At 65.5% G+C, this 24,376-nt stretch carries 19 protein-coding genes and 1 pseudogene; 9 read left to right on the forward strand and 11 right to left on the reverse strand.

Going from position 1 to position 24,376, the window contains the following annotated elements; translation table 11 throughout:
• The first annotated feature begins 54 nt into the window (after window positions 1-54).
• Window positions 55-963, forward strand: coding sequence for a LysR family transcriptional regulator ArgP (locus H9638_RS00935; protein WP_191745319.1), 909 nt, complete (start codon window positions 55-57; stop codon window positions 961-963).
• On the opposite strand, the gene H9638_RS00940 is transcribed toward H9638_RS00935, so the two are convergent.
• Genes H9638_RS00940 through H9638_RS00950 form a run of 3 tightly spaced genes read right to left on the reverse strand, consistent with a single transcriptional unit; the run spans window position 960 to window position 3,471 of the window.
• Window positions 960-1,469, reverse strand: a complete 510-nt coding sequence (locus H9638_RS00940; protein WP_191745320.1) for a flavin reductase family protein — start codon at window positions 1,467-1,469, stop codon at window positions 960-962. The two genes, H9638_RS00935 and H9638_RS00940, sit on opposite strands and share 4 nt — an antisense overlap.
• A 33-nt stretch (window positions 1,470-1,502) precedes the next feature.
• Complete coding sequence (gene soxR, locus H9638_RS00945) at window positions 1,503-1,970, reverse strand: redox-sensitive transcriptional activator SoxR (RefSeq protein WP_318241733.1); 468 nt, start codon at window positions 1,968-1,970, stop codon at window positions 1,503-1,505.
• Window positions 1,971-2,001: 31 nt separating this feature from the next.
• The gene (locus H9638_RS00950; RefSeq protein ID WP_318241734.1) at window positions 2,002-3,471 is read right to left on the reverse strand and encodes an FAD-binding oxidoreductase; all 1,470 of its coding nucleotides are present in this window, start codon (window positions 3,469-3,471) and stop codon (window positions 2,002-2,004) included.
• Window positions 3,472-3,594: 123 nt separating this feature from the next.
• Here H9638_RS00950 and ku point away from each other — a divergent pair, with 123 nt between their 5' ends.
• Both ku and H9638_RS00960 read left to right on the forward strand, forming a co-directional pair.
• Window positions 3,595-4,467: a non-homologous end joining protein Ku gene (gene ku, locus H9638_RS00955; RefSeq protein ID WP_191745321.1), complete on the forward strand. Its 873-nt coding sequence runs from the start codon at window positions 3,595-3,597 to the stop codon at window positions 4,465-4,467.
• 2 nt (window positions 4,468-4,469) lie between these two features.
• Complete coding sequence (locus tag H9638_RS00960; protein ID WP_191745322.1) at window positions 4,470-4,724, forward strand: hypothetical protein; 255 nt, start codon at window positions 4,470-4,472, stop codon at window positions 4,722-4,724.
• A 10-nt stretch (window positions 4,725-4,734) separates the two neighbouring features.
• Here the strand turns inward: H9638_RS00960 and H9638_RS00965 are convergent, their stop codons facing one another.
• From H9638_RS00965 to H9638_RS00985, 5 genes are all read right to left on the reverse strand, one after another.
• Complete coding sequence (locus H9638_RS00965; RefSeq protein ID WP_191745323.1) at window positions 4,735-4,974, reverse strand: DUF2630 family protein; 240 nt, start codon at window positions 4,972-4,974, stop codon at window positions 4,735-4,737.
• Window positions 4,975-5,030: 56 nt separating this feature from the next.
• Window positions 5,031-5,720: a glycosyltransferase gene (locus H9638_RS00970; RefSeq protein WP_191745324.1), complete on the reverse strand. Its 690-nt coding sequence runs from the start codon at window positions 5,718-5,720 to the stop codon at window positions 5,031-5,033.
• Entirely contained in the window at window positions 5,717-7,072 is a 1,356-nt protein-coding gene (locus tag H9638_RS00975) for a bifunctional PIG-L family deacetylase/class I SAM-dependent methyltransferase (protein ID WP_191745325.1), read from the reverse strand. Before H9638_RS00975 ends, H9638_RS00970 begins: the two co-directional genes overlap by 4 nt.
• Window positions 7,066-8,142, reverse strand: coding sequence for an acyl-CoA dehydrogenase family protein (locus H9638_RS00980; RefSeq protein WP_191745326.1), 1,077 nt, complete (start codon window positions 8,140-8,142; stop codon window positions 7,066-7,068). The genes H9638_RS00975 and H9638_RS00980 overlap by 7 nt, the downstream gene beginning before the upstream one ends.
• 243 nt (window positions 8,143-8,385) lie before the next feature.
• The gene (locus H9638_RS00985) at window positions 8,386-8,883 is read right to left on the reverse strand and encodes a DUF4383 domain-containing protein (protein WP_191745327.1); all 498 of its coding nucleotides are present in this window, start codon (window positions 8,881-8,883) and stop codon (window positions 8,386-8,388) included.
• A 201-nt stretch (window positions 8,884-9,084) separates the two neighbouring features.
• Between H9638_RS00985 and H9638_RS00990 the strand changes: the two genes are divergently transcribed.
• Together H9638_RS00990 and H9638_RS00995 are read left to right on the forward strand one after the other, a co-directional pair.
• Window positions 9,085-10,560, forward strand: a complete 1,476-nt coding sequence (locus tag H9638_RS00990) for an FAD-dependent oxidoreductase (protein WP_191745328.1) — start codon at window positions 9,085-9,087, stop codon at window positions 10,558-10,560.
• A gap of 201 nt (window positions 10,561-10,761) precedes the next feature.
• Complete coding sequence (locus H9638_RS00995; protein WP_225216859.1) at window positions 10,762-19,284, forward strand: isopeptide-forming domain-containing fimbrial protein; 8,523 nt, start codon at window positions 10,762-10,764, stop codon at window positions 19,282-19,284.
• Window positions 19,285-19,538: 254 nt separating this feature from the next.
• On the opposite strand, the pseudogene H9638_RS01000 reads toward H9638_RS00995, so the two are convergent.
• A pseudogene (locus H9638_RS01000) lies at window positions 19,539-19,988 on the reverse strand (SRPBCC family protein); the annotation flags it as partial.
• A 224-nt stretch (window positions 19,989-20,212) separates the two neighbouring features.
• Here H9638_RS01000 and H9638_RS01005 point away from each other — a divergent pair.
• Complete coding sequence (locus H9638_RS01005; RefSeq protein WP_191745331.1) at window positions 20,213-20,710, forward strand: Dps family protein; 498 nt, start codon at window positions 20,213-20,215, stop codon at window positions 20,708-20,710.
• 65 nt (window positions 20,711-20,775) lie between these two features.
• Here the strand turns inward: H9638_RS01005 and H9638_RS01010 are convergent, their stop codons facing one another.
• The gene (locus H9638_RS01010; RefSeq protein WP_225216860.1) at window positions 20,776-21,495 is read right to left on the reverse strand and encodes a FadR/GntR family transcriptional regulator; all 720 of its coding nucleotides are present in this window, start codon (window positions 21,493-21,495) and stop codon (window positions 20,776-20,778) included.
• A gap of 166 nt (window positions 21,496-21,661) precedes the next feature.
• Here H9638_RS01010 and H9638_RS01015 point away from each other — a divergent pair, with 166 nt between their 5' ends.
• Together H9638_RS01015 and H9638_RS01020 are read left to right on the forward strand one after the other, a co-directional pair.
• The gene (locus H9638_RS01015; RefSeq protein WP_191745332.1) at window positions 21,662-22,171 is read left to right on the forward strand and encodes a gluconokinase; all 510 of its coding nucleotides are present in this window, start codon (window positions 21,662-21,664) and stop codon (window positions 22,169-22,171) included.
• A gap of 139 nt (window positions 22,172-22,310) precedes the next feature.
• The gene (locus H9638_RS01020; RefSeq protein WP_191745333.1) at window positions 22,311-23,081 is read left to right on the forward strand and encodes a metal-dependent hydrolase; all 771 of its coding nucleotides are present in this window, start codon (window positions 22,311-22,313) and stop codon (window positions 23,079-23,081) included.
• A gap of 23 nt (window positions 23,082-23,104) precedes the next feature.
• Here H9638_RS01020 and H9638_RS01025 read toward each other — a convergent pair whose 3' ends face one another.
• Complete coding sequence (locus H9638_RS01025; RefSeq protein ID WP_191745334.1) at window positions 23,105-23,899, reverse strand: LysR substrate-binding domain-containing protein; 795 nt, start codon at window positions 23,897-23,899, stop codon at window positions 23,105-23,107.
• A gap of 52 nt (window positions 23,900-23,951) precedes the next feature.
• Here H9638_RS01025 and H9638_RS01030 point away from each other — a divergent pair, with 52 nt between their 5' ends.
• The gene (locus H9638_RS01030; RefSeq protein WP_191745335.1) at window positions 23,952-24,338 is read left to right on the forward strand and encodes a DUF5997 family protein; all 387 of its coding nucleotides are present in this window, start codon (window positions 23,952-23,954) and stop codon (window positions 24,336-24,338) included.
• Window positions 24,339-24,376 lie beyond the last annotated feature (38 nt).

Below are 24,376 nucleotides of genomic sequence, written 5' to 3' on the forward strand. Positions count from 1 at the left end.
TGACGTTCCCATGAATCCAGCTAAATCTTCTAACGAAAGTTTAGAGTGGCTAATGTGGACCTGAATTCCGAGCAGCTGCGCGCCCTCTCAGCCGTGATCGATCACGGCGGTTTCGAAACGGCGGCGGCCTCCCTGCATGTCACCCCCTCGGCGATCAGCCAGCGGATCAAGGCTTTGGAGAAGCAGGTGGGTGCTGTTCTGGTCCGGCGCGGCAAGCCGGCAGCAGTCACGGAACCGGGAGCTGTCCTGCTGCGGCTGGCCCGCCAGGTGGCGGCCTTGGAGACCGACGCCGCGCGGCGGCTGGGACTGGACGAACAGGCCGGCCGGCCACGGGTCCTGCTGGTCATCAACGCGGATTCGATGGCCACGTGGGTCCTGCCGGCTCTGGCTCCACTGCAGGACATCAGTTTTGAGTTCACCTTGGAGGACCAGGACTATTCCGCCGACAGCCTGCGCAACGGCACAGCTATGGGGGCCGTAACCTCCAGTTCCACAGCGGTGCAGGGCTGCTCCGTGGAGCCGCTGGGCATTATGCGGTACCTGGCCGTGGCCAGCCCGGACTTCGTCGGGCGCTGGCTTCCGGAGGGATGGAATCACGTTTCCGCCGCCGCAGCCCCCATGGTCGTGTTCAACCGGAGGGATTCCCTGCAGCAGAGGTTCCTTTCGGACTGCTTCGGGCCCGGCCTGGCTCCGCCGCACCACTTTGTTCCGGCGTCCTGGGATTTCCTGCAGGCAACCCGGCTGGGTTTTGGCTGGGCTGTGCTTCCGGATCTGCAGGCAGCACCTCTGCTGGCCGACGGTTCGCTGGTGCTGCTGGACGCTGGCCGCGCACTGGATGTCCCGCTGTTCTGGCAGCAGTGGCGGGTGGATCTTCCGCCCCTCTCCCGGGTTGCCGAGGCTCTGACCAGCGCAGCGGCGCGGGTGCTGGCCTCACAGGGCACTGGCTTAGCAGGGACCCGTTAGAGAGCAGAGTCCCTGCTCAGGCGGTGGTACGTCCGATCGTGGTAGACCAGGGGCGCGGCCGCCGGCCCGGCGTAAATTTCCTGCACAGCGGCTGCGACGAGGGTCGAGCTTCCTGCCTGGGTTAGAGACAGCACCCGGCAGACCAGCGCACGGGGAACCCCCTTCAGCAGCGGCTCACCGCCGGGCAGTGTGTCCCATTCCAGGTCCGGACCGAAACGTTCTGCGCCACGTGCGGCAAAGAGAGCGGCCAGGTCAGCATTATCGGCACCGAGCAGGTGGACCACAATCGTGTCAGCGGCAGCGATAACACCGGCGGTCCCCTCGGTCGAGGCCAGCGAGAAGGCCAGGATGGGCGGGAGCGCGGACACGGACGCGACTGACGACGCCGTGAGTCCCACCGGTCCGTTGGACCCCGCGGCGGTAATGATTGCGACGCCGGCGGGGTGGCCCCGGAAAGCGTCCTTGAATTCATCCACCACTGGGTTGGTAACTGCCGTTGAAGTCATACCCCAAGCGTAGAACCTCAACAATAGTTGAGGTCAAATTTCCGGTTCGAGCAGGGGTGCACCGTGCGAATGGAGTCCTGACGCATCGTCCGGGTTGACGAAGCTGCACTCTGCCAGGGAGAGGCAGCCGCATCCGATGCAGCCGCCAAGCCTGTCCCGCAGAGCCTCGAGCTGGTGGATCCGGCTATCGAGGTCCTGGCGCCAGGCCGCGGAGAGACGCTGCCAGTCCGCCTGGTCCGGAACGCCGTCGTGCGGCAGTTCCGCCAGGGCGGAGGCGATATGGGACAAGGGGATTCCTGCCCGCTGGGCAGCGCGGATGACCGCCACTCTCCGAAGCACCGAGCGGTCAAAGCGGCGCTGGTTCCCGGCAGTCCGGCGGCTCCGGATCAAACCCTGCCGCTCGTAGAAATGCAGGGCTGACACAGCTACTCCGCTTCGTTCGGCCACCTGGCCAACGCTCAGTTCACCCGGGACCTGGGTTTGTCCGTCCATTTCGTGCATTGCCCTGCCTGCCGACACCGACGGCTGAAGCTCAGCCGGTTGCTGAGTCCATTAAACCAAGGGGCGGGACGGCGTGGCCGTAGCGGAAGAGGTTCTGTGGATCCCAGGTTGCTTTGGCCGACCGCAGCCGCGCGTACGCTTCCGGCTCCCAAGCGCGTGCCCTGTCCTGTTCATCACCAGCGGGGCCATGGAAATTGATCAGGCTGCCGGCGGCATAGGGTTCGAATCCCGCGGCGAGCCGCGCCAGCGCCGCCTCGACGGCGTCCTCCGCAGGGAGCCCCGGAACCCCAAGGATAAAGAGGTGGAAACCGGCGCCGCGGCCGGACACCGCGTCCGGCACCGCTGGATCAGCGGCAAGGGCTCCGCCCAGCAGGCGGAGCTCGGCCATGACCAGGGGCGTGTCCGATCCCGGGCCGACGTGCCGCAGCAGTTCCGCTGTGCCCTCTTCCCCTAAGTCAGCGAGCAGCATGCCGCGTTCCATGCTGGGCATGGGGCCCGCGGGGTCGTCATGAATGGAATCCACAGCCCCATAGTCCATCAGCCCAACAGTGTCCCTGAGCAGCGGAAGCGCACGCATCGGTTCGAGCAGAGCCCCGCCCTCCTCCTGGCCGCCGAAGAAGCCGAATCGCAGCAGCACCGGTGCGCTCCCGCGGAGCTCTTCCGGAACAAAGGGGACATCCGGAAGGTGCATAAAGGCCAGTGACGCGGATGCCTCATGGGGCAGGTCCGGTGCCCACCGCCGGAAAAGCTCCAGCACGTCCCCGGCGGCTTCCTCCGGGAACACAATCTGCCCGCCGTAGAATTCACCGAGCGGCACCGCACCAAAGGTCATTTCCGTGACGATGCCGTAGTTCCCCTTTCCACCCCGCAGCACGGCGAACAGCTCCGGTTCCTGATCCGGATCGACTCGGCGCGCTGTGCCGTCCGGTGTGACAACCTCAAAGCTGCGCACGTGGTCCGCCGCGAATCCGAGGGACCTGCCCATCAGCGGGAGCCCTCCCCCGAGGGTGTAGCCAACAACTCCCACGCGGGAACTGGAACCGTGGGCAGCGGTGAGCCCCAGCGGCACCAGCTCCTCCAGCACGGCTGACCACCGGACGCCCGCTCCCACCGTCACGGTCCCCGCAGCCTGGTCCACGGCGACCTCTTCCAGCCGCGACGTGTTGATCAGCAGGCCTTCGTCCATGGGTGCCGAAGCGCTGTGGCCGGTTGCCTGTACCCCGAGGGGGATTCCACGCTGCGCGGCCCAGGCCACGGCGTTGGCGACATCATCGGCGTCGAGCGCTCCCAGGGCTGCGTCAGGCCGGTGCACCTGGGCCAGGTTGTAGGACGCGGTGTCCTCAGCGTAGGCGGCCTCCCCCGGCAGGCCCACGATGCCGCGGACGCTTCCGCGGAGTGCTTCAAGGTCTGCTTCCTGGATCATGGCTGCTCCCGGCGGGTTGCGGTGGTCGCCTGTGGTGATGGCGAAGGCGCCCGGCCTGAGCACCGGAAATCTGCTCACAGGGTATGCACGCATTCAGCGGAGGCCAAGGGTGTGCGGGAAAGACAGTGCCGCCGCTGCCCGCGCGGCTCAGGTCCTGCCAAAGGCTGGCAACTCTCAGCCTGCTTGGTGTTCACTTGGTACATGAGAGCCATCTGGAAGGGTGCCATAGCGTTTGGGCTGGTCAACGTGCCGGTTAAGGTCTATTCCGCCACCGAGGACCACGACGTCAGCCTCCATCAGGTGCATGAAAAGGACGGCGGCCGCATCCGGTACCAGCGCCGCTGTGAAGTCTGCGGCGAGGTGGTGGAGTACAAGAACATTGCCAAGGCCTACGACGACGGCGAACAGACGGTCGTCCTGACCGACGAGGACCTCGCCTCGCTGCCGGTGGAGAAAAGCCGGGAGATTGAAGTGGTTGAGTTCGTGCCCAGCGACCAGGTGGATCCGATTCTTTTCGACCGGACCTATTATCTGGAGCCGGACTCGAAGTCCACCAAGTCCTACGTACTGCTTCGCCGCACGCTGGAGGAATCAGAGCGCACCGCCATAGTTCAGTTCTCACTGCGGCAGAAGAGCCGGCTGGGTGCGCTGCGGGTACGCGGAGATGTCCTGACCCTGCAAACCCTGCTCTGGGAGGACGAGGTGCGGGAGGCGGCTTTTCCCTCGCTGGAGGAAAGCGTCCGGATTTCCGCGAAGGAACTCGAGATGTCCTCGGCGCTGGTGGAGTCTTTCAGCTCCGATTTTGACCCGTCGGGCTTCACCGATGAGTACCAGGAGCAGCTGCGCACGCTGATTGAGGCCAAGCTGGAAAAGGGTGAAGCCCTGGACACCCAGGAAACCTTCGGCGAAGAGCCTGAGGAAGAGGGCGGCAAGGTCCTTGACCTGATGGAGGCCCTCCGCCGCAGCGTGGAGAAAAACCGCGGAAAGAAATCCGGGTCCGCAAAGGAGAAGGAAGCTGGGGACAGTAAACCGGCGGCGAAGTCTGCCGGTAAAAAAACCAGGAAAGGCGCCTAAGGATGGCCATCACAAGATTTTTCCGCGACCGGACCGGCCGGCAGACTGTGTTCCTGTGGCCCAACCTGCCGTTGCTGGCCTGGGCCGGTTTCGGCGCTGCCGCCGGTATGGCCCTGACACCGCGTTACCGCACCCTGCTGCACCGGGCGAGCCGGGGTTCCATGCTGTGGTGGGCCGCCGGTGAAGCCTTCCGCGGCCGCAGTCCGTTCCGCCGAACGGTAGGCGCCGCGGCGCTGGTGCGGTCCCTGACCCGGTGACGGGTGGACCCTACTGGCGGTAACCCTCAACTTCGCTAACGGGCCGCACGGCCGCGTCATCCGGGTTCTCGCCTGCCTCCAGGCGGGCACGGCGCTGCCGCAGCAGATCCCAGCACTGGTCCAGCTGTTCACCTACCTGCCGGAGCTGCTCGGCATGCTGGTCCGGGTTCGCGGCAGGACCGGCGTCGCGCAGTGCCTGTTCACGCTCTACCAGTTCCTGGATCTGATGCTGAATTTCTGAAGTGTCCATTCACCCACGCTAGCCAGCAGTGAAGTCCTGCACCATAGCCACGCACCGTGGGCGGATCAGTTAAGCAGTTGCCGGAGGAAACCTGAAAATCCCTCGGGCGTCCGCCCGTCGCGGCGGCCCGAAGTCACCGCACGAATCCAGTCGGTGGCTATCCAGGCCGTCCCCGCGGCTTTGATCCGTTCGGCCAGCTGGACGTCCTCGTGGGCTGCCCGGGCTGTAAAGCCGCCCGCCGCAGTGTAGGCCGCCGCGGAGAAGCCGAGGTTGGCGCCGTGCACGTGCGGGTGGCCTTCACTCAGCTCATGGCGCGAATGCCAGATGCTCAGGTGTTCGGCGGTCAGATCAGCAGCGTCGGGCACCACCGTGCCAAGGATGAGGCCGTACCCTGCCTCGGCCAGCTGGTGCTGCATCAAAAGCCAGTTGCCGGGGACCACGGTGTCAGCATCGGTGTTCGCAATCCACCCGGCACCCAGGCGCAGCATCGCATCGACTCCCAGAGCCCTCGCTGCCCCCACGTTGCCCGCCGCGGTCTCCAGCAGGTGCAGCTCCAGTCCCAGTCCAGCGCCTGCCTGCGCGGCCGCTTCCGCCGAGCCGTCGGTACAGGAGTCAAGGACGACGGCGACGCTCACCCGGACGGGGCCTGCGGCTTCCACGTTTTTTACGGCCGCCGCCACCGCGGCCAGGCAACGGGGCAGGAAGCCTTCCTCGTTCCGGGCTGGAATGACGACGCCGGTGTGGCGTGGGGTCACAGCAGCCCTTCTCGCTGAGCTAGGGAGTGCACCGACAAAGCCGGTCCGTTCGTCAGCACGTCGATCCGGAAATCTTCCTCGCAGTGTTCGGACAGCACTGTCAGCCCGCTGACGGAACGGAACGCGCTGTGCACGGCGTCACCGGTCAGCGGCCATCCGTCATTTGTATGCCGCCAGTGGCATAGAAGCAGCACACCGCCCTCGGTAAGGGACACGGCAGCGCGCTTCACCGTTTCCTGCAGCTGGCCGGGAGTCAGGAAGTAGCCGATTTCAGAAATCACCACCAGGTCGAACGTGCCCTCCGGCCAGTTCGCTGGGATGGACCCCTGGGCCAGTTCCACGCCAGCCGTTCCAGCCAGGCGTTCCCGGGCCAGAGCCAGGGCCCGGTCGCTGATGTCCATGGCCAGCACGGAGTCCGACCGCCCCGCCAGGTCCGCCGTGAGCACCCCGATGGAGCAGCCCGGTTCGAAGACCCGGGCGAAGCGCTCCCGCGGCAGCATCGCCAAAGTCAATGCGCGTTTGCGGTGTTCGTAGAAACTTCCCTCAAAGTTCCACGGATCCGAGGAGGCTGCGTAGAGCTCCTCGAAGACCCTGCGCGCAGGACGCGGAACGGTGAGGATGAAGGCCTCGAACGGGCGCCTGAAATGTTCAAGGACCTCCGGGGCCAGCAGCGCCTCGTCGCCGGGTTCCTCCGAAAGCGCGGCCACCTGGCTGTGGTGGGCCGCCATCGCCAGGTGCTTACGGTGCTCCGATGCGCCGTCCAGCCCCAAAAGATGCAGGCCTTCAGGCAGATCAGCTGCGCCGCCCCAGTGCCAGAGCCAAATGGGGTACTCGAGCAGGGGAATCCGTGCGGCCCCGGCGATCTCGGCGGCAACAGCTCCGGCCGCTTCGTGGTCTGTATGTCCATCACCGCGCCACGGGGCGGCCAGCCACACATTGTCGCCGTCCGCCACAACCTCGGCCAGGGCCCGGGCCAGTTCCTGGCGGTGGTCGGCCAGGCCTCCGTCGGGAAGCCCGAGCAGGGTCACACCGGCACCGGGAGCCAGCCGGGCGACGGCGCCGCGCAGCTCTTTCTCCCGCACTGCGGAAAGCGTCTGGGGGGTGTGGGTCGGTGAGTGCGGATGGGAGGCTTCTCCGGCCGTCGCCACTATGACGTCGACGGTGGTTCCGGCAGCAGCCAGAGACGCAATCAGGCCGCCTGCGCCCAGCGTTTCGTCGTCCGGATGCGCCGCGAGGACCACCAGCCGCCGGGGGTTCCCGGGCAGGATCCCCCGAACGTCGGGGACGCCCTCCAGCACGGGCAGCCAGGCTGCCTCGGAGCTGGTGGGATCCTCGTGCGTGAATTTCACCATGGTTGGCCGCCGCCGGCCAGGAGCGCCTTGCCCAAGGCGGCGTGGTCCCGCTCAGCGTGGTGCTGACGGATATAAACCTGGAGGTCGGCGACCCGCCGGGCGTGCTCTTCCTCAGCGGTCAGGGGCCCAGGGCCAAGCCCATGCGCTGCAGCCGTGAGTACCCGCTCGGCCGCTCCGGCCACAATTGTGCGGACGCGGTGGGCCAGGACGGCGCCGGCGGCTCCGTTGGCCCGGCCGGCATCAATGTCTGCCGCCGCTGCTGCCAGCACCTGGCGCGCAGCGTGCAGGGAAGCATCCGCCTGGCCAATGAGCATCTGGGCTATCTGGTCAGGTTTCCGGTCGCGGCTGGCGCTGACCAGCCGGCGGGCAATGCCCACTGCTCCGCCGAACCAGCACGCAGCCACCCCCATCCCGCCCCAGGCGAACCCACTGCGTTCCAGATACCAGTTGTCTTCGCCCACCGGGACGGCGGGAACGTCAAAGAAGTCGACCGCGCTGCTCTCCACGGAGGCAAGGCCCCGGCTGACCCACAGCCCGCCGCCTGGCTGGACCCCGGGAAGCCGGAGGTCGACGGCGAATGCACGCCGGGCCTGGGGCCCCGTGTGCGCGGTGACTACTGCATAATCCAGCTGCCCGGCCAGGGAGCACCATGGTTTCGTGCCGGAGAGGTGCCAGCTGCCGTCGTCGTGCCGGTCTGCTGCCAGGACCGCTGCGGGTGACTCTGCTGCATACACACCCCATGGGCCGGCGGATGGATCCATTCCGCCGAAGGCATGCATCCCGGCTTCCGCTTCTTCTGCGGCTTGCGTCAGGATGGCAGCAGCATCCAGGTGCGGTTCAACCACTCTGGCGGCCGTCAGATCCGCCGCGCCGAGGGTGGCCAGGAGCTCCCAGAGCCGGACAGTTGCCCCCTTCCCCGGAAGAGGTGCGAAAGCGGCGGCGGGCTTAATCAGCGAGAGGGCTGCGACGGCTGAACCGTTGGATTCAACAGCAAACTCACCGAGGTCCGCTAGGGCAGCCCTGTCCTCGGTCGAAAGCGGGTCCGGCCCGAGCTGGACAGGGCGGATCATGCGCCCCCTCCCGTGCCGCTGTCAGCGGCGGGAGCGTTCACGGCGCGAAGCGTACTGGGAACAGCAAGAGACAGCTCGATTGACACGGACCCAGCCCTCCTTTCTAAGGGTGCTGTCTAATTTACAACCCTGAGGCAGGACCCGGAAATTCGCGCAACACTGCTGCAACGCCGGACGCCGAAAGCAGCGGGCACACAAACGGAAGGCACGGCTCTTGGGCCATGCCTTCCGTTGCGACTGCCGCTAGTTCGGAATACTGCCTTCCCCGGGTGACCCCCGGCTGCCACTTCCACTGCGAGCGCGGTCATCCCCGAGTGCGAACCCCAGAATTATCATCACCGCCCCCAAGCCAAGGTGCAGCCAGTTGTCCGCCCAGTTAAACGGCACAAAGTTCCAGGCCCCGTTCAGCGGGATGATCAACCCGTAAATAAACAGGAGCAGGTACAGGACACCGGCACCGATCAGGTAAGTCTTGGCGGATGAGTGTGTTCTGGCCATCCACAGCCCCAGGAACCCGAGGAGGAGGTGAACCACATTGTGCAGCACGGAAACCTGGAAAACTCCAAGCAGAACAGCCTCGGAGTCGTAACCGGAAAAGTAGAGCGCACTGTAGTTCGCGGTAATTCCGGGAATAAACCCGAGAACGCCGATTACCAGGAAGATAATGCCAAAAACAAGCGCTGCGACTTGGGCGCTTGTCCTTCGGGCAGAAAGTCCTTGACTGCTGCTTGCGTATGACATGGCCAACTCCTTACTCCAGCGGAGAGTGTGGACTCCGGCCATACGGAGGCCCGTAATCTACGCCTTAAACTCTGGCACAGTCACCGCCCGTTGGGAAGCAGGCTTACTATCTCCCTGCGGTCGCAGTGCCTGGGTCCAGCAGGCACCTTGACGGATGAGCTGCGAACCTGTGGGCTGGAGGCCCGCGCAGGAAGGACCGCCATGAAATCCCTCTGGATCGACACCGCACCAGCCATCCCCACGGACACGTTTGTCCCCGACGCGTCCTTTGACACAGTGGTCGTCGGCGCCGGTCTCACCGGCCTGGTGACCGCTGTTTTGCTGGCCCGCGGCGGCCAGCGCGTAGCGGTGCTTGAGGCCAGGCAGGCCGGCGCGGTCACCACCGGCAACACAACCGCAAAAATCAGCCTGCTGCAGGGCAGCGTTGTCTCCGGGGTGGCGAGACACCACAACACCGGTATTGCGACCGAATATGTGAATGCAAACCGCCAGGGGCAGGATTGGCTGCTGCAGTTCTGCACGGAGGCCGGCGTCAGCTATGAGGTACGCGACGCTTGGACCTACGCCGTTACCGAACAGGGCGCCGCCTCAATCGCCGAGGAAACGGACGCTTGCCGCGCCGCGGGACTGCCGGTCCAAAGCACCGTGGAAACTGAGCTCCCGTTCCGTGTTGAAGCGGCCCTGAAACTCCCCGGCCAGGCGCAGTTCCACCCGTTGGAGGCGCTGGGTGCCCTGGCCGCGGAGCTGAGGCGGCGGTCCGGGGTGCTGGTGGAAGGAGCGCGTGTCACAGATGTGAAGCACACCGGTGACCGGGTGCGGATAGTCACCGCTGCGGGTGACCTGGATGCCGGCTCCGTGGTCCTGGCTACAGGCATTCCCATCCTTGACCGCGGAGGATATTTCGCCGTCGTGAAACCGATGCGCTCCTACGCCGCAGCTTTCCCCGTTGCCGGCCCCGCACCGGAAGGGATGTATCTATCCGTGGATCAGCCCGCCAAGTCACTGCGGACCGCGGAGGCCGGGGGCGGCACGTACCTTCTGGTTGGCGGGAACGGGCATCCCGTTGGACGCGCAGCGCACACCCGGGACAGGCTGGCGGATCTATCCCGCTGGGCCCAGGAGCACTTCGCCGTGGCGGAAGCGCGTTATCAATGGTCCGCTCAGGACTACCAGCCGGCGTCTGCCGTTCCGTATATGGGAGAGCTTCCGGTACTGGGGCGGCGGATCTACGCCGCGACGGGATTCAACAAGTGGGGAATGACCAACGGTGTGGCTGCCGCTCTCTCACTCAGTTCCCGGATCCTTGGCCGGCCGGATCCTGCGGGAGGTCTCTTCAAAGCCCGGATCAGCGTTCCGGACGCCGTCACCACCGTCAAGGACAACGCCGAGGCAGGCCTTCAGATGATCAGCGGCTGGGCCGGCGGTTTGGCCCGCAGCGCCGACGCCGCGCCAGGCGAGGGACTCGGTGTTGTTGTGCGGGAGGGCGGGTCGCCGGTGGCAGTTTGTACCGTGAACGGGATTACCAGCCGACGGTCCGCCATTTGCCCGCATCTGCACGGCATTCTCAACTGGAATGACGCAGAAGCTTCCTGGGACTGCCCGTTGCACGGGTCGCGTTTTACCGCCAACGGAGAACTGCTCGAAGGACCGGCCACCCGGGGGCTGGATCCGGCCTAAAATGCGTGATCGTTACGGGCTGACACTGCTGTTTGAAGGTGCTGCCGCCTGAAGACACTCAAGATTCCCGCAATTTACGGCAAAGCCCGGCGTTATGCGAGATCAGCCGTCCCTGCCCTCATAGGGTGGTGCTGATTGTATCCAAACCGCCTTTTGCTCTAGACAAATTGCGGATTTTTTCTGGGGCCCCTTTTGCGCAGGATGCTTGCTCTGCTGCTGTCCTTTTCCGTTCTGGTAACCGGACTGGTGGTGCCGGCCCTGCCGGCCGTCGCTGCCGACACCGGTTTGTCCCTGGTTAAGGAAGCGCCGGAGACCGTCCTTGTCAACGGGTCCCTGCCCTACACCTTGACGGCAACCAACACCACCGCCGGGACAGCCCAGTACAACGTCTCCTTCCGCGATGTCCTGCCCGCCGGTGTCAGCTACGTCCCGGGAAGCACAGCTCCCGCAGGTAATGAACCGCTGGTGATCGCGGACAGGCCCGGCACAGGGCAGACCACGCTCATCTGGCGGGATGCCTTCGACCTGCAGCCCGGCGATTCGAACGGGATTAGCTTCAGGGTTGCCGTGGATGCGGCCAGCCATCCGGTCGGCAACACCTTCAGCAACAACGCCGACGTGTACTCCAACACGAACCCGCGCACGGTGCCCGCCTTCAACCCAGCCGGCGCCGTCCGGGCCGGCAGCTTCTCCGCCGAGGCCTCCAGCGGCCCGGTGTCAACGGCCGTTACGGCCCTGGAAGTCGCCAAGTCCGAGCCCAGCCCGGAATCGGAGCTCCTGCGCGGTGTGCACACTCAGACCACTGCATACACGGTGAAGGTCACGAACAACACCCTCGCTGCCACCGACGGCGTGGTGGTCACGGACTACCTCCCGGCCAACCTCGAATTCCTCGGCTGCGGCGCGGTGGACAATGGCCCCGTGGAGTTCACGGGAGCTCCTTCGTTGACCGGAACTCCGGTGGTGACGCCCTGCCTGCTCCCCGCGTCAGTAGAGACCGTGCAGGATCCGGCGGGATATCCGGCCGGCATCTACACCAAGGTCATCTGGGAGCTGGGCAGCATGGCCGCCGGACAGGTCACTGATATCCGCTACCGCGCGGGTGTGCCCCTGTTGGAGAACGCGTTGTTCGCTTCGGCCCCCGCCCCTGACAGCCTGGGCCAGGCCGCCAACCTGGACAACAACACCGGCAAGGCCACCCGCCAGGTCGACGGCGGCGACGAAGCCACTAACTATGTGGAAGCGGCCGGCCGGTATTCCGGCAAGGTGGAAGCAGACGGCAGCCCCGAGGTTATGGCCAAGGACCGGCACACCGTCACCGTGCACGACCTGCGCATCCTCAAGTCGTCAGGTGAAACCGAGAAGTTCGACGCCGGCGAGGTCGTCACTTATACGCTCACCCTGGATGCCAGTGAGTACGCCTCCAGCAACGGCATCGTGATCACCGACGTTCTGCCTGACGGACTGTGCCCACTGGGCACCTACGACAAAAAACCCGCTGACTGCGATATTGCGGGCCATGAGCCGTCTGTTCCCTATACCGCCGTCACCCACGACCCGGCGGCCGGCACCTTCACCCTGAGATTTGATCCGGGCGCCGAGATAGCAGCCAACGGCAGCTTCACGCTGACGTACAAAGCCCTGATGCGGAAGGACTACAGCGGCGGATCGCTGAACAATACCCCGACCTCCGCCGGTGACTCCTTCGAAAACAAGGTTTCCCAGACGGCAGTCACCACCCCCATCCCGGCAAACCCAGTGGACTCCGGCACTGCCAACGTGACCGACCCGTCCTCGGCCGGCCTGAGCACCGACGCCGAGTCACTGACCAAGAGGATCGGGCTTGATTCCGCTTCGATGACGTGTTCGAGCGCCGATTTCCGCGCCGACCCGTCCGGGACAGATGACGTCACGTTCGCCAAGGGTGACCGCGTGTGCTTTGAGATCCAGGTGAAGTTCTCCAGCGCCGTGGAAACCCGCAACGCCGTCGTGACGGACTTCCTGCCGTCGAACCTGACCTATGAGAACGGCTCCGCCACGGTCTCCGGCTTCGCCCCACCCGTGCAGTTCAATGCGGATCAGGGCCTGCTCACCTGGTCCCTGGGCAGCGACGTCGGCGGCAGCCGGGTGGTTCCGGCGGGCAGCGTCTTCACGGTCGTCTTCGGCGCCATCGTCAACTCCGCCCCGGCCCAGAGCGGAGACAAGACAGGAAACCTGGCCAAGCTGCGTGCCACTAACACCGCAGGCCAGGCCCGTTCGCACCGCGACGAGGTCAATTTCCTCACCGAGAAGACCCCGGTGAGCATCGAGAAGTCAGCTTCCTCGGCCCAGGTGCGCCAGGGAGACAAGGTGACCTACTCGCTCAAGGTCGGGAACGATTCCTCCCGCACTGTCAGCAACGTCCGGGTCTGGGATGTGCTCCCGGAAGAAATCCGCTGCACCGACGTCACCAATCCGGGCGGCGGCACCTGCACCGACCCCGGAGCATCCGGACACCCCACCTTCGCGGGCAATGCGGACCACAGCGCCTTGACCTGGACGATCCCGGACATCGCACCGCGTGCCAGCCATGACCTGACCTACGAAGTCACGATGCCCTCCTACCTGGGCGTTTCCGAGCGGTTGACGAACACGGCGCACGTCCGCTCCTACGAAGCAGCCACCAACCTGGGCGGCACCGTCACGCACTACCCCGGCGAGAACATTGACACCTCTGTGGACCAGTTGGATCAGGATCCCGATCCGGTCCGGGACGATGCGCTGGTCCAGGTTCCGTCTGCGGCCGTTGCCAAGGGCGTGACGTCGGCAGTAGGCGAGGCAGGCAACACCGGTTCGGAACCGGTGCCCGGGTCCTCGACCCAGGCAACCATCGGGGAAAAGGTGACGTACACCGTCACCGCCCGCATTCCGGCAGGCACCACTGTGTACAACGGAGCGCTCAAGGACACCATGCCGCCTGGCCTCGCAGTGCTGCAGGACAACGGCCAGCCGAAGATCGGCGCCACCGTTCCGGCGGGCTACACCGGGAGCATCACTCCAGCCGTGGGAACCGATGGCACGGTCACGCTGAACATTGGGACCTATCAGAACAACACACCCCAGGAGCAGGTTTTCACCCTGCTCATTGAGGCCGTGGTTACCGATCTCCAGGCCAATGCGGCCGGCGCCATCCGGACCAACACCGCGACCCTCTCGAGCGACGCCGGAACGTACCCGGGGGCAACCGACCCGTCAGACCGGACCGCCACCGCCCAGACCGGCATTGTGGAACCGGCACCGGGAGTCACCAAAACCAACGACCGCCCGGCCTCCAGCCAGACGGTCAAGGGCGGCGATGTCATCACTTACACCGTCACCGGGCGCAACGCTTCCGGTTCGGTGCTGCACAATGCGGTCCTGACGGATTGCCTGCCGGAAGGACTGCGGCTGACCAGCACCGGTTTGGACAACCGGGTCCTCACTGCCGCGGAGGCCGGCTGCGCGGCCGGCAGCACCCTCATCAGCTGGAATCTCGGCGACCTGGCCCCCGGAGCTTCGGAAGTGCGCACTTACACGGCCGAGGTGGAAAACGCGACGGCCGGCTCACTGACCTACACCAACACCGTCCGGCTCGCGGGCAGCAGCCTGAGCGCCCCCCAGGCCGACGGCGATGTCCGGACCTACACCACCCAGGCATCAAGCGCAGTCAAGGTGGCTGGCGCAACCGTAACGAAGACGGCGAACCCTGCCTCGGCGCGCAAGGGTGAAACCGTTACGTACACGGTCACAACCACGATTCCCGCCAACATCAACTTCTACAACCTCACCGTCCTGGATACCCTCCCGGCCGGAATCGACCTCAACAGCATCACGCCTGTGGGTGCGAATACGACCTATCTGGGCGCCGACGGACAAAAGGCCGGCTTCCTGCTGGGCGATTTCACGGCAAGCCCCCAGGAACGGATCATCGCGGTGCAGTACTCGGCAAAGCTGGCCACCACCGCAGCACCAGCAGCCGGGACAATCCTGACCAACACGGCCTTCCCGGTCTGGGACACCGTCAGCCAGCCGGCACCCGCAACACCGGCTTATCCCTTCGACGAGGAGGGCCCGAAGGCTTCGGCCACCGTCAAGGTCCTGGAGCCTAAGGTCAGCATCACCAAGGTGGTTTCCAACACCACGCCGGAACCCGGCGAGAACTTCACCTACACCGTCCGGGCAACCAACTGGAGCGGCGCCAACGCCAGCACCGCCCACAACGTGGTGGTCACCGACGTCGTACCGTCCAATGTCCTGGTCGATGCTGCCTCGCTGGGCAACGGCGGGGCCCTGCAAGGCGCCGACCCCCAGACCGGGGGCGGAACCATCACCTGGACCATCTCCCAGATCGCGCCGGGAGCAACGATCCAGCTCACCTATAACGCCACGCTGGCGGCATCCGGGAAGCTGACCGCGGCGGGCCTGAAGAACACCGCCAAGGTTTCGTCCTACACGTCGCTGCCGGGAACGGACCCGGCTGACACTGGACGAACCTATACAGGCCCCGAAGCGACAGCGACCGTCACACCGGACTTCCCGAAGCTGGCCGCCGCCAAGACCACTCCCGACGGCGGTATCGCTTACCGGGGACAGCCTTTCACCTGGCAGGTCACGGTAACCAACTCCGGCCGGGGAACGGCCTTCGCCGCCGGCGCCACCGACACGCTTCCGGAGAACTGGACTTACGTTGCCGACAGCGCGCGGGTCAGCGTCAACACCGGCGCTGCAGCCGCCGTCGAACCCAATATTTCCGGAGTCCGGAACCTGACCTGGGCAAGGCTCGGTGATCTGCCCTCCGGGCGGTCGCTGACGATCACGTACCAGGCCGTCCCGGCGACTGAGGCAGCGGTCGGCATGGCAACGGCACACCGCAACACGGCCACGCCCACTGGCGCCGACCGGACAGGAGCGCCCGGCAACCAGACCGGGAGCTACTCCGGACCGTCCACCAGCGCGGAAGCGAAGATTGCCTCTGCTGACCTTTCGATCGAGAAGACGGTCGGCACGGCCCCTGTGGCCGGTTTGAACGGCTCCTGGGTCCTGACCGTGACCAACAACGGCCCTGATACAGCAGCCGGACCGTTCACCGTGAAGGACACCTTCGACCTGCAGAATGCCGCCACAGTCACCGGTATATCCGGTGCGGGCTGGACCTGCCAGATCGGAACAATGGAGTGCACACGGGCAGGGACACTGGCTCCCGGCGCTTCGTTCCAGCCGATCACGGTCACGTACTCGGTGATCGGAGGCGGCGAGGGCGCCGTCCTGACAAACACCGCACGCGTCACCGGGCAAACCCATGATCCGGTCCCGGGGAACAACACCGATACCGCCACGGCAACCGTCTCCGCCTACGCGGATCTGGCCCTGGCCAAGGACCTGGTCGGATCCATGACGGCCGGCGAAAACGTCGCCTACACGCTGAACGTCAGCAACAGGGGCCCCTCCGATTCCAGCAAGGGGTTCACCGTCACGGATACCATTCCCGCCGGGACCAGCTTTGTCTCGGCCTCCGGGACCGATTGGACCTGCGGCGCGCCGGCGGGCGACAAGGTGACGTGCTCCTACGGCGCTGACCTTGCCCCCGGTGCCAGCGCCTCCCAGCTGGACCTGGTACTGGCGGTTGACTCCAGCACGACGGCGGCCGTCACCAACACGGCCACCGTCACCCCGGTTACCCCGGAAGCTCCGGACGGAGAGCCCCAGCCGACTGGAAACAACACGGATACCGCGACGGCCACTCCGCAGCAGGTCACGGATTTGGGCATCACCAAGATCCTGTCCTCCCAGGACCTGGTCGCCGGTCAGCAGGCCACCTACACCGTCGCCGTCACGAACTACGGGCCTTCTGCGGCCCGGGACGTGGTGGTCACAGACCAGCTGGATTCCCGCCTGGCCTTCGTGTCCGCTTCAGGAAGTGACTGGACCTGCTCTGCCATGGACCAGGATGTCTCCTGCGCCTATACAGCCAATGGAGGTGTGCTGACCGCGGCGTCACCAGCGGTCCCCACCAGCTTCGACCTGACCGTCCTGGTCTCCGCGTCCAGCGGCGGCGCCAGCATCGCCAATACGGCGTCGGTATCCACCAGCACGCCGGAGACCGGTCCCGCGCCAAACAGCAGCACCAGCACCGGCTCCACCACGGCCCGCGCCGACCTGGCCATCGCCAAATCGCACACCGACGCAGCGGTAGCCGGACAAAACCTGGCGTACACCCTGGTGGTCAGCAACAACGGGCCGTCGAATTCGAGCCTTGCTGCCGGGGGCGGTTCCCTGGCGGTTACGGATACCCTGCCGTCCGGCATGTCCTTCGTGTCCGCCAGCGCCGGCTGGGGCTGCGCCGCCGCAGGCCAGATGGTTGCCTGCAACTATCCGGGCAGCCTGGCTCCCGGCGGGTCAGTCTCCCTGGTCCTGACGGTGGCCATCGCCGCGGATGTCCAGGGCCAGGTTTACAACACCGCCTATGTGACCGGTGACGGTACGGTTCCTGACCCGGATCCGGCCAACAACCACAGCACCGATCCAACCATTGTGCTCCGGGATTCTGCACTCTCACTGGTCAAAACGCTGGATACACCGGCACCGGTGGTCGCCGGAACCACCGCGCAGTTCACCCTGCAGGCAGCGAACGCCGGCCCCGGCAACGCCGAATCGGTCACGGTCCGGGACACCCTCCCGCAGTACCTGAGCTTTGTCTCGGCATCCGGTGCAGGCTGGACCTGCGAGGCCTACGGCCAGGACGTTGTTTGTGATCGGCCGACGGCGGCGATCGGCACGCAGCCGCCGATTACGGTACTGGCCGCAGTGGATCCGTCCGTGCCGGTATCCCCCGCCAACGGGGTCCTGACCGTCCAGAACGTGGCCGAACTGGCCAGCGGCACGCCGTCGACCGTCACCAATCCCGGCCCGGTGGATGTCCCGATCATTGCCAGCGCTGACCTGGAGCTGACCAAGGCGCCTTCCGCCGCCGCAGTCGAGGCCGGAACAGCGATGGACTGGGTTTTGACCGTCACCAATAACGGGCCAAGCACAGCAACCGGACCGCTGAGCGTCACGGATACGCTGCCTGCTGGCCAGAGCTTCGTATCCGCAGCCGGAACCGGATGGATCTGCACGCCCGGGACCATGCCGACCGGCCCGGCCCCGCAGCAGCCGGTCACCTGTATTCACGCAGCTTCGCTGGCGGCAGGTGAATCCGCGGAACCGCTGGTCCTTACCGTGATGGTTGCGGCGGACGCGGCGGAAGCGGACATGGTGAATACCGCCGTTGTTTCCTCGCCCACACCTGACCCGGTGGCGGCAAACAACACCGGCTCGGCCACGGTATCTGTGGACCGCGTCCTCTCCCTGGACATCACCAAATCCCACGTCGGCAACGGCACGGTCGGAGAGGTGAAGGACTTCCGGCTCACGGTAACCAACACCGGAACATCCAACGTCCAGGACCTCCAGGTCACTGACGTCCTCCCGGCCGGACTGAAGTTTGAATCCGCCACGGGGAACGGCTGGACCTGCACAGAGGCCGGCGGCACCATTTCCTGCGACCATCCGGGGACCCTCGCTCCCGGGGAGTCCGCAGAGGACATCCTCGTCACTGTGATGGTGGAACCGGCTGCCTACCCGTCGGCAGTCAACACGGCGGCGGCTTCCTCCACGGACCCGGACCTGCCGGGGACCTCCACGGCGGACGACCGGCTCGACGTCGACCCTTCCGCCGCGCTGGCGCTGAGCAAGGTCCACAACGGCGGCTTCGCCGTCGGCAGCCAGGGAACCTACACGCTGACGGTTACCAACACGGGACCGACAGCTACTCCCGGGCCGGTGGTTCTTTCCGACGACCTGCCGGATTCCCTCCGGTTTGTCTCCGCGGCCGGTGACGGCTGGTCCTGCACCGCCGCTGACCAAATGGTGGACTGCGCGCGGGCGGGCGAGCTTGCCGTCGGCGCCGCCGCGGAACTGGTCCTGACGGTCGACGTCCTGGCCGGCGCCTATCCGGAGGTTGAGAACACGGCAACGGCCGGCGCACCCGGGTCTCCCCCGGTGAGTTCCACCGACACCGCACCGGTGCTTCCGCTGGTGGTCTGGAGCATCACCAAGGAGCTGGCTGGCTACTCCAACCACCAGGCCGAATACGTGATCACGGTGACCAACACCGGCCAGAACACCTCTGTGTCTCCGGTGACCGTAACGGACAACCTGCCCTCGGGCCTGGAGTTTGTTTCCGCGGAGGGCACCGGGTGGACCTGTCCGCCCGCCGGTGCGCTGGTTGAGTGTGTCCACGACGCCGGGATCGCTCCAGGCGAGAGCCGGGAGCTGACCGTGGCCGCGAAGGTTACGGCCGCGCCGGGAACAGTGATTGAGAACGTTGCGTCTGTCTCCGGCGGCGGAGGATCCTCGGCAGGATTCCCGGTGCCTCCGGTCGAACCCGAGCCGGAACCTCCGGTTGACGGAGGGGAAAAACCTCCCGTTGACGGAGGTGAGGAACCCGTTCCTCCCGTCGACGACGAGGACCCGGCTCCGTCGCCCGGCGCCGGCCAGACACCGGCTGCGGACAGCGGTCCGGCACTTGTCGAGGCCACAACCAACGGCAAACTGGCTGACACGGGGAGCTCGGGAACCCTGCTTCTCTGGGCCGGGCTGTTGATCCTGCTTGCTGGAGCCGGAGTCCTCTGGCTGGAACGCCGCCGGAGGGGAACTCCCGCCTAGCCGGTTTCCCGGGGATGCCCCGGCACCGTGCGTCCGTGACGCGGGTGCCGGGGCGCACCATCGGAGCCCGGGCAGACAAAAAGCCCGGTGTCCTTCCCTGAATCAGGGAGGGGCACCGGGCTTTTCATCCGGTTCGGGCGGGCTGCCGGCTAAATGCCTGCTGCCCTGGGGCCGCCCGATTCCGGATCATCGAGTGAGGGGTCGGCCGTTGGGGCGGCCTTCAAGCCCGTATCGTGCGTGGCCGCCGTTGGGGCAGCGTCCACATTTCCACGCCAGGAACCTGTCTCAGTTCCCCTGGACTCAATGAATTCCTTGAACCGCTTAAGATCTCCCTTAACACGGTGGTCGTCGGCACCTACTACGGCACCTACTTTTTCTGCGAAAGTTTCCGGGTCCCAGTCCAGCTGAACGGTCACCCGCGTCTCGGTATCGCTCAGCCGGTGGAACGTCACCACGCCTGCGTGTGACTTACCGTCCGTGCTCTTCCAGGCGACACGCTCATCCGGGTGCTGCTCGGTGACAGTGGTATCAAAGGTCCGTTCCACTCCGCCCACCTTGGTGACCCAGCGGGATTCCTTGTCGGTTACCTGGGTAACGGACTCAACGCCCTTCATGAACTGCGGGAACGTTTCGAACTGCGTCCACTGGTTGTAAGCGGTGTTTACGGGTACTGCAACGTCAATGGATTCTTCTACGGTGCTCATACTGTCCCTTCGGCCGCGGATAGCGGCGTTCGTGGTGAACGAAAGTTCGAGAGTACTGTCCGATAGTAAGGGACCTTATTCGACCCTGTTTCCCAACCTTAACCAACTGGACACCAGATCACAAACTGAAGGTAAGCTTACTTATGGCGGCCCCGGCGGGGACGGAAGATCCAGTTCCCGGCCTTGGCCGGAGGTCAACATTTTTCGTCAACACTGGAGGAAACATGAAGGCATCAAAGCAGCTGACCACCAACCTGCAGTCCATCCTGGTGGACCTCATCGAACTTCATCTGCAGGGCAAGCAGGCGCATTGGAACGTGGTCGGCAAGAACTTCCGTGACCTCCATCTGCAGCTGGATGAGATCATCGAAGACGCCCGCCTGTTCGCCGATGAGCTCGCCGAGCGGATGCGCGCACTGCAGGCAGTTCCGGACGGGCGCAGCCAGGCCGTAGCCGAAGGCACCTCGCTCCCGCCGTTCCCCGCAGGCCTGGTTGACACCAAGGACACCGTGACGCTCGTTGTCGCCCTGCTGGAGGGCACAGTCAAGACGATGCGCGATGTCCACGATCAGGTGGACGAAGAAGATCCCACGACGGCGGACATCCTGCACGGTTTCATCGGAAAGCTGGAGCAGTACGCCTGGATGGTCGACGCGGAGAACATTCGCCCGACTGCAAACGTTGTGTCAGCGAAGGGCGCAAACAAGGCAGCCACGGTCTAGTCCGCGCATCTTCCGGCCGGGTCCGGCGCGTTTTGGCGCAGGATCCGGCCGGTTCCTGAGCAGGACTAGCCCTGCAGCCGGAGGGCTTCCTCCACCTCGACCAGCAGTTCAGCCATGTGTGCCCTGGCCGCGGCGGGGTCTTCCCGCCAGATGGCCTCGGCTACGCTCTCATGCAGGTCCAGGGCTTCTGGACGGGGCCCCTCCGGCATAAGGTTCTGCCTGCTCCGGCCCGAGAGCACCTCAGCGAAGACCTCGCGGAGGGAGGCGAACATTTCGTTGCCGCTGGCCTGCAAAAGCAATGCATGGAAGGCGATATCCAGGGCGAGGAAGGCTTCAGGATCATCTGCGTCACGGCGCATTCGGCCCGCCAAATCCTGCAGGGCCCGGCGCTGATCCTCGCTCGCAGCGCGCGCTGCGCCGGCTGCGGCAAGAGGTTCGACGGCGACGCGCAGTTCGGTAAGCGAGCGGAACTGGCTGCTGCGCCCCGGCCCGGCCAGCCGCCACCGGATGATCCGCGGATCGTAGACGTTCCAGCGTTCCGGCCCCAGGACAACGATTCCGATGCGCCGCTTCGAATAGACCAGGTTCATGGCCTCGAGGATCTGCATGCAGTCGCGCACAACGGTACGTGAAACACCAAATTGTTCCTGGAGGCCAACGAGTGTGAGGCGTTTTCCCGGAGCAAGCACACCGGTCACAATTTCGCTGCCAACAACCTCGATAATCCGGTTGTTCATCACCTCGGCTGCAGGCCGGTCCTGTTCAAAAACTCCATTGTCCTGCAAGGCGCATCCTTTGCGGTCCGGCAAGGTCCGTGACCGGCCTTGTCCAGCGTATCCCTTCAGCGGGCATAAAAACCCTCCCAGTCTATGGTGATACCTTTGAAAGCACCATGGATCGAAGCGTGGGCATCCCATCTTCGGCGACAACGGCGTCCTGAGGAGCACTACCATGAATCACCCCACCCAGCATTTGGTCATCATGGGCGTTGCGGGTTCGGGAAAAACCACCACCGCCACACTGCTCTCCGAGCACCTGGGCTGGATCGCTGCTGAGGCAGACGAATTCCATCCCGCGGCCAACATCGACAAGATGACTTCCGGCGTACCCCTGACTGACGAGGACCGGTGGCCCTGGCTCTCCTCGATTACCGGCTGGATGAGCACCCAGGCCCGGAACGGACGATGCACCATCATCACGTGCTCGGCATTGAAACGCAGCTACCGCGATGTACTGGCGAAGGCGGAAGGACAGGTCCACTTCGTGCACCTGCACGGGGAGCCAAATGTACTTGCCGAGCGGATGCAGTCCCGCCGCGGCCACTTCATGCCCGCTTCCCTGCTGCCCTCCCAGCTCTCCGCATTGGAGCCGTTGGCGGCTGACGAGTCCGGTATCACCGTTGACATCCTCAAGAGCCCGGCCCAGCTCACGGCGGAAATCCTGGACAGGCTTCTCCTCTAACCCCACAGTGCAATCCGTTGCCCGTGGCCGTACCGGCCGGGGACGCCGCCCCGCAGCCTTGAATGTCAGAGGCAGGTGACAGCATGGAACACTGCCGGATTTCCGGCGCAAAGACTGCCCGGAAGGAACGCAACACACCATGATGGGTGGCCATCACGCCGCAAGCGGCGCAGCGGCATGGGTAGCCGTAGCCTCAACCGCCCCGTACGCGCTGGGCTGGTATCCGGTCAGTCCGCTCGGTGTTGTCAGCGGCGCCCTGCTGACAGCCGGAGCCGCACTGCTGCCGGACCTCGACCATCACAGCGGAACCATCGCCAACTCCCTCCCTCCCCTGACCCGGATCCTCGCCCGCATCACGGAGCGGATCAGCGGCGGACACCGGCGCGGAACCCACTCTCTGCTGGGACTGGCCGTGTTCGTCGCCCTGGCCGGTGCGCTGGGCGAAATGACCACGGAAATCCGCGGGCTCGGGACAGTGGAGATCGGCGCAGGACTGCTCTCCGTCCTGCTGATGGGTTTCGCCCTGAAGGCCCTCAAAATCGCCGGCGGGGCGGCCCGCAGCTGGCTGCTGGCCATCCTTCTCTCCCTGTTCATCGCGTTGTATGCGCCGGAAAACAACGGGTGGCTCCCCATCGCCGTCGGACTTGGCGTCGGGGTGCATATTCTCGGTGACCTGCTGACCCATCAGGGCGTGATGGTGCTGTGGCCGCTGCGGATTAAACGGCCCCGGAAAATAGCCTCCATGCCGCTGCTGTCCAAGTTGTGGAAGGCAAGTGGCTCCCTGTCCGTGCCGCTCATCGGACGAGCGGGATCCTGGCGGGAATGGGCGATCATGGTCCCGGTCTCGGTCTATGCCATCTACGGGGTCATCGAGGCTGGATTCGCTGCCCTGCGGGGGTGGCTGGTCTAGCAGGGCCTCGCCGGGAAGCGGTGCTAACCGCGTCCCTTTCCTGGCCGCCGGCGCTGCTTACTGCCGGTCTTGTCCGGTTTGCCGTGCTGGCTTTTGCCCGTGGTTTTACCTGCGGTCCTGCCGGCGCCGGACCTCCCCCCGGATTTTCCTGCAGCTGGTGGCTTGCCTTCTCCGGTCCTGCCAGCCTTGGCTTTCCGGGTTTTTGCCGGCTCAGCCTGCGCCGAAGGCTGGCGGGAGCTGTTGGCTGTTCGGCCTCGGACTATCCCGATGAACTCCTCAATGTCCGGGTCCTGGGCGTCCTCGCGCCAGGCAACAGCAATCCGGGTCCCTTCCACACCATCTCCATGCACCGGGCGGGTGATGATGTCCCGCCGCGAATGGATCCGGGCCACAGGCATGGGCAGAATCAGCAGCCCGGCGCCGGAAGCAACAACTTCCAGCGCGGTGGCGGTTCCACCGAGTTCACCTGCCTCCATAAGGTTCTCACCGGCCAGATCGGCCAGCTCGACCTCTTCGAATGCCGCCACAGGGTGGTCTTTGGGTGCGGTCACAACCGGCTGTTCAAGGTAGAGCGGAATCGCGTGCACACCCTCCGGGCGGCGGAAGCCCTCCTCCGGGATACGGAGGAACACCAGATCCGCCGAGTTGGTTTCGAGGCGGGCCAGGACGGCGGTTTCGTCAACCTGTTCAGCTTCGAGGCCGCGCCGGCGGCGTTCGGTCCACCGTGAGATCCATTTGCCTGGCGTTACCCCCGGGACGTAGGCGATTTTCAGCGGCATGGCCGCCGAACCGGACGGTGACAGGGACTCTTGGGGCACCTGTTCACACTAGCTCACCATCACCAGCGGGCACGGCGGATACCCTTAAGCCATGACGTCCCAAAAATCTTCCCAATCCATGAAGCCTGAAACGGCTGCCAAGAAATTGGGCATTTACCTTCCCGCCGCGCCGAAGGAGTTCCAGGAGAACCCTGTAACCCGCGCCGAACTCGATGAGCTGCTGGCTACGCCTCCGGAGTGGCTGACCGAACTGCGCCGCAACGGACCGCACCCCCGCCCCGTAGTGGCGCAGAAACTCAACATCTCCATCGGCGGCCTGGCCCGCGGCGGCATTACGGATCCGCTGACGACGGCGCAGATCACCGAGCTGCTCGCTGCTCCTCCGCAGTGGCTCGTCGCCGAGCGCGCCAGTTTTGCGGCGGTTCGTGCCGAAACCAAGCGGGTCAAGGACGAAGCAGCCAAGAAGGCCCGCGCTTAACGGACGTCCGTTCCGGTCCTGCGCACCGGGGCACCTTC

The organism is Arthrobacter pullicola (assembly GCF_014836875.1).
Lineage (GTDB): Bacteria > Actinomycetota > Actinomycetes > Actinomycetales > Micrococcaceae > Arthrobacter_B > Arthrobacter_B pullicola.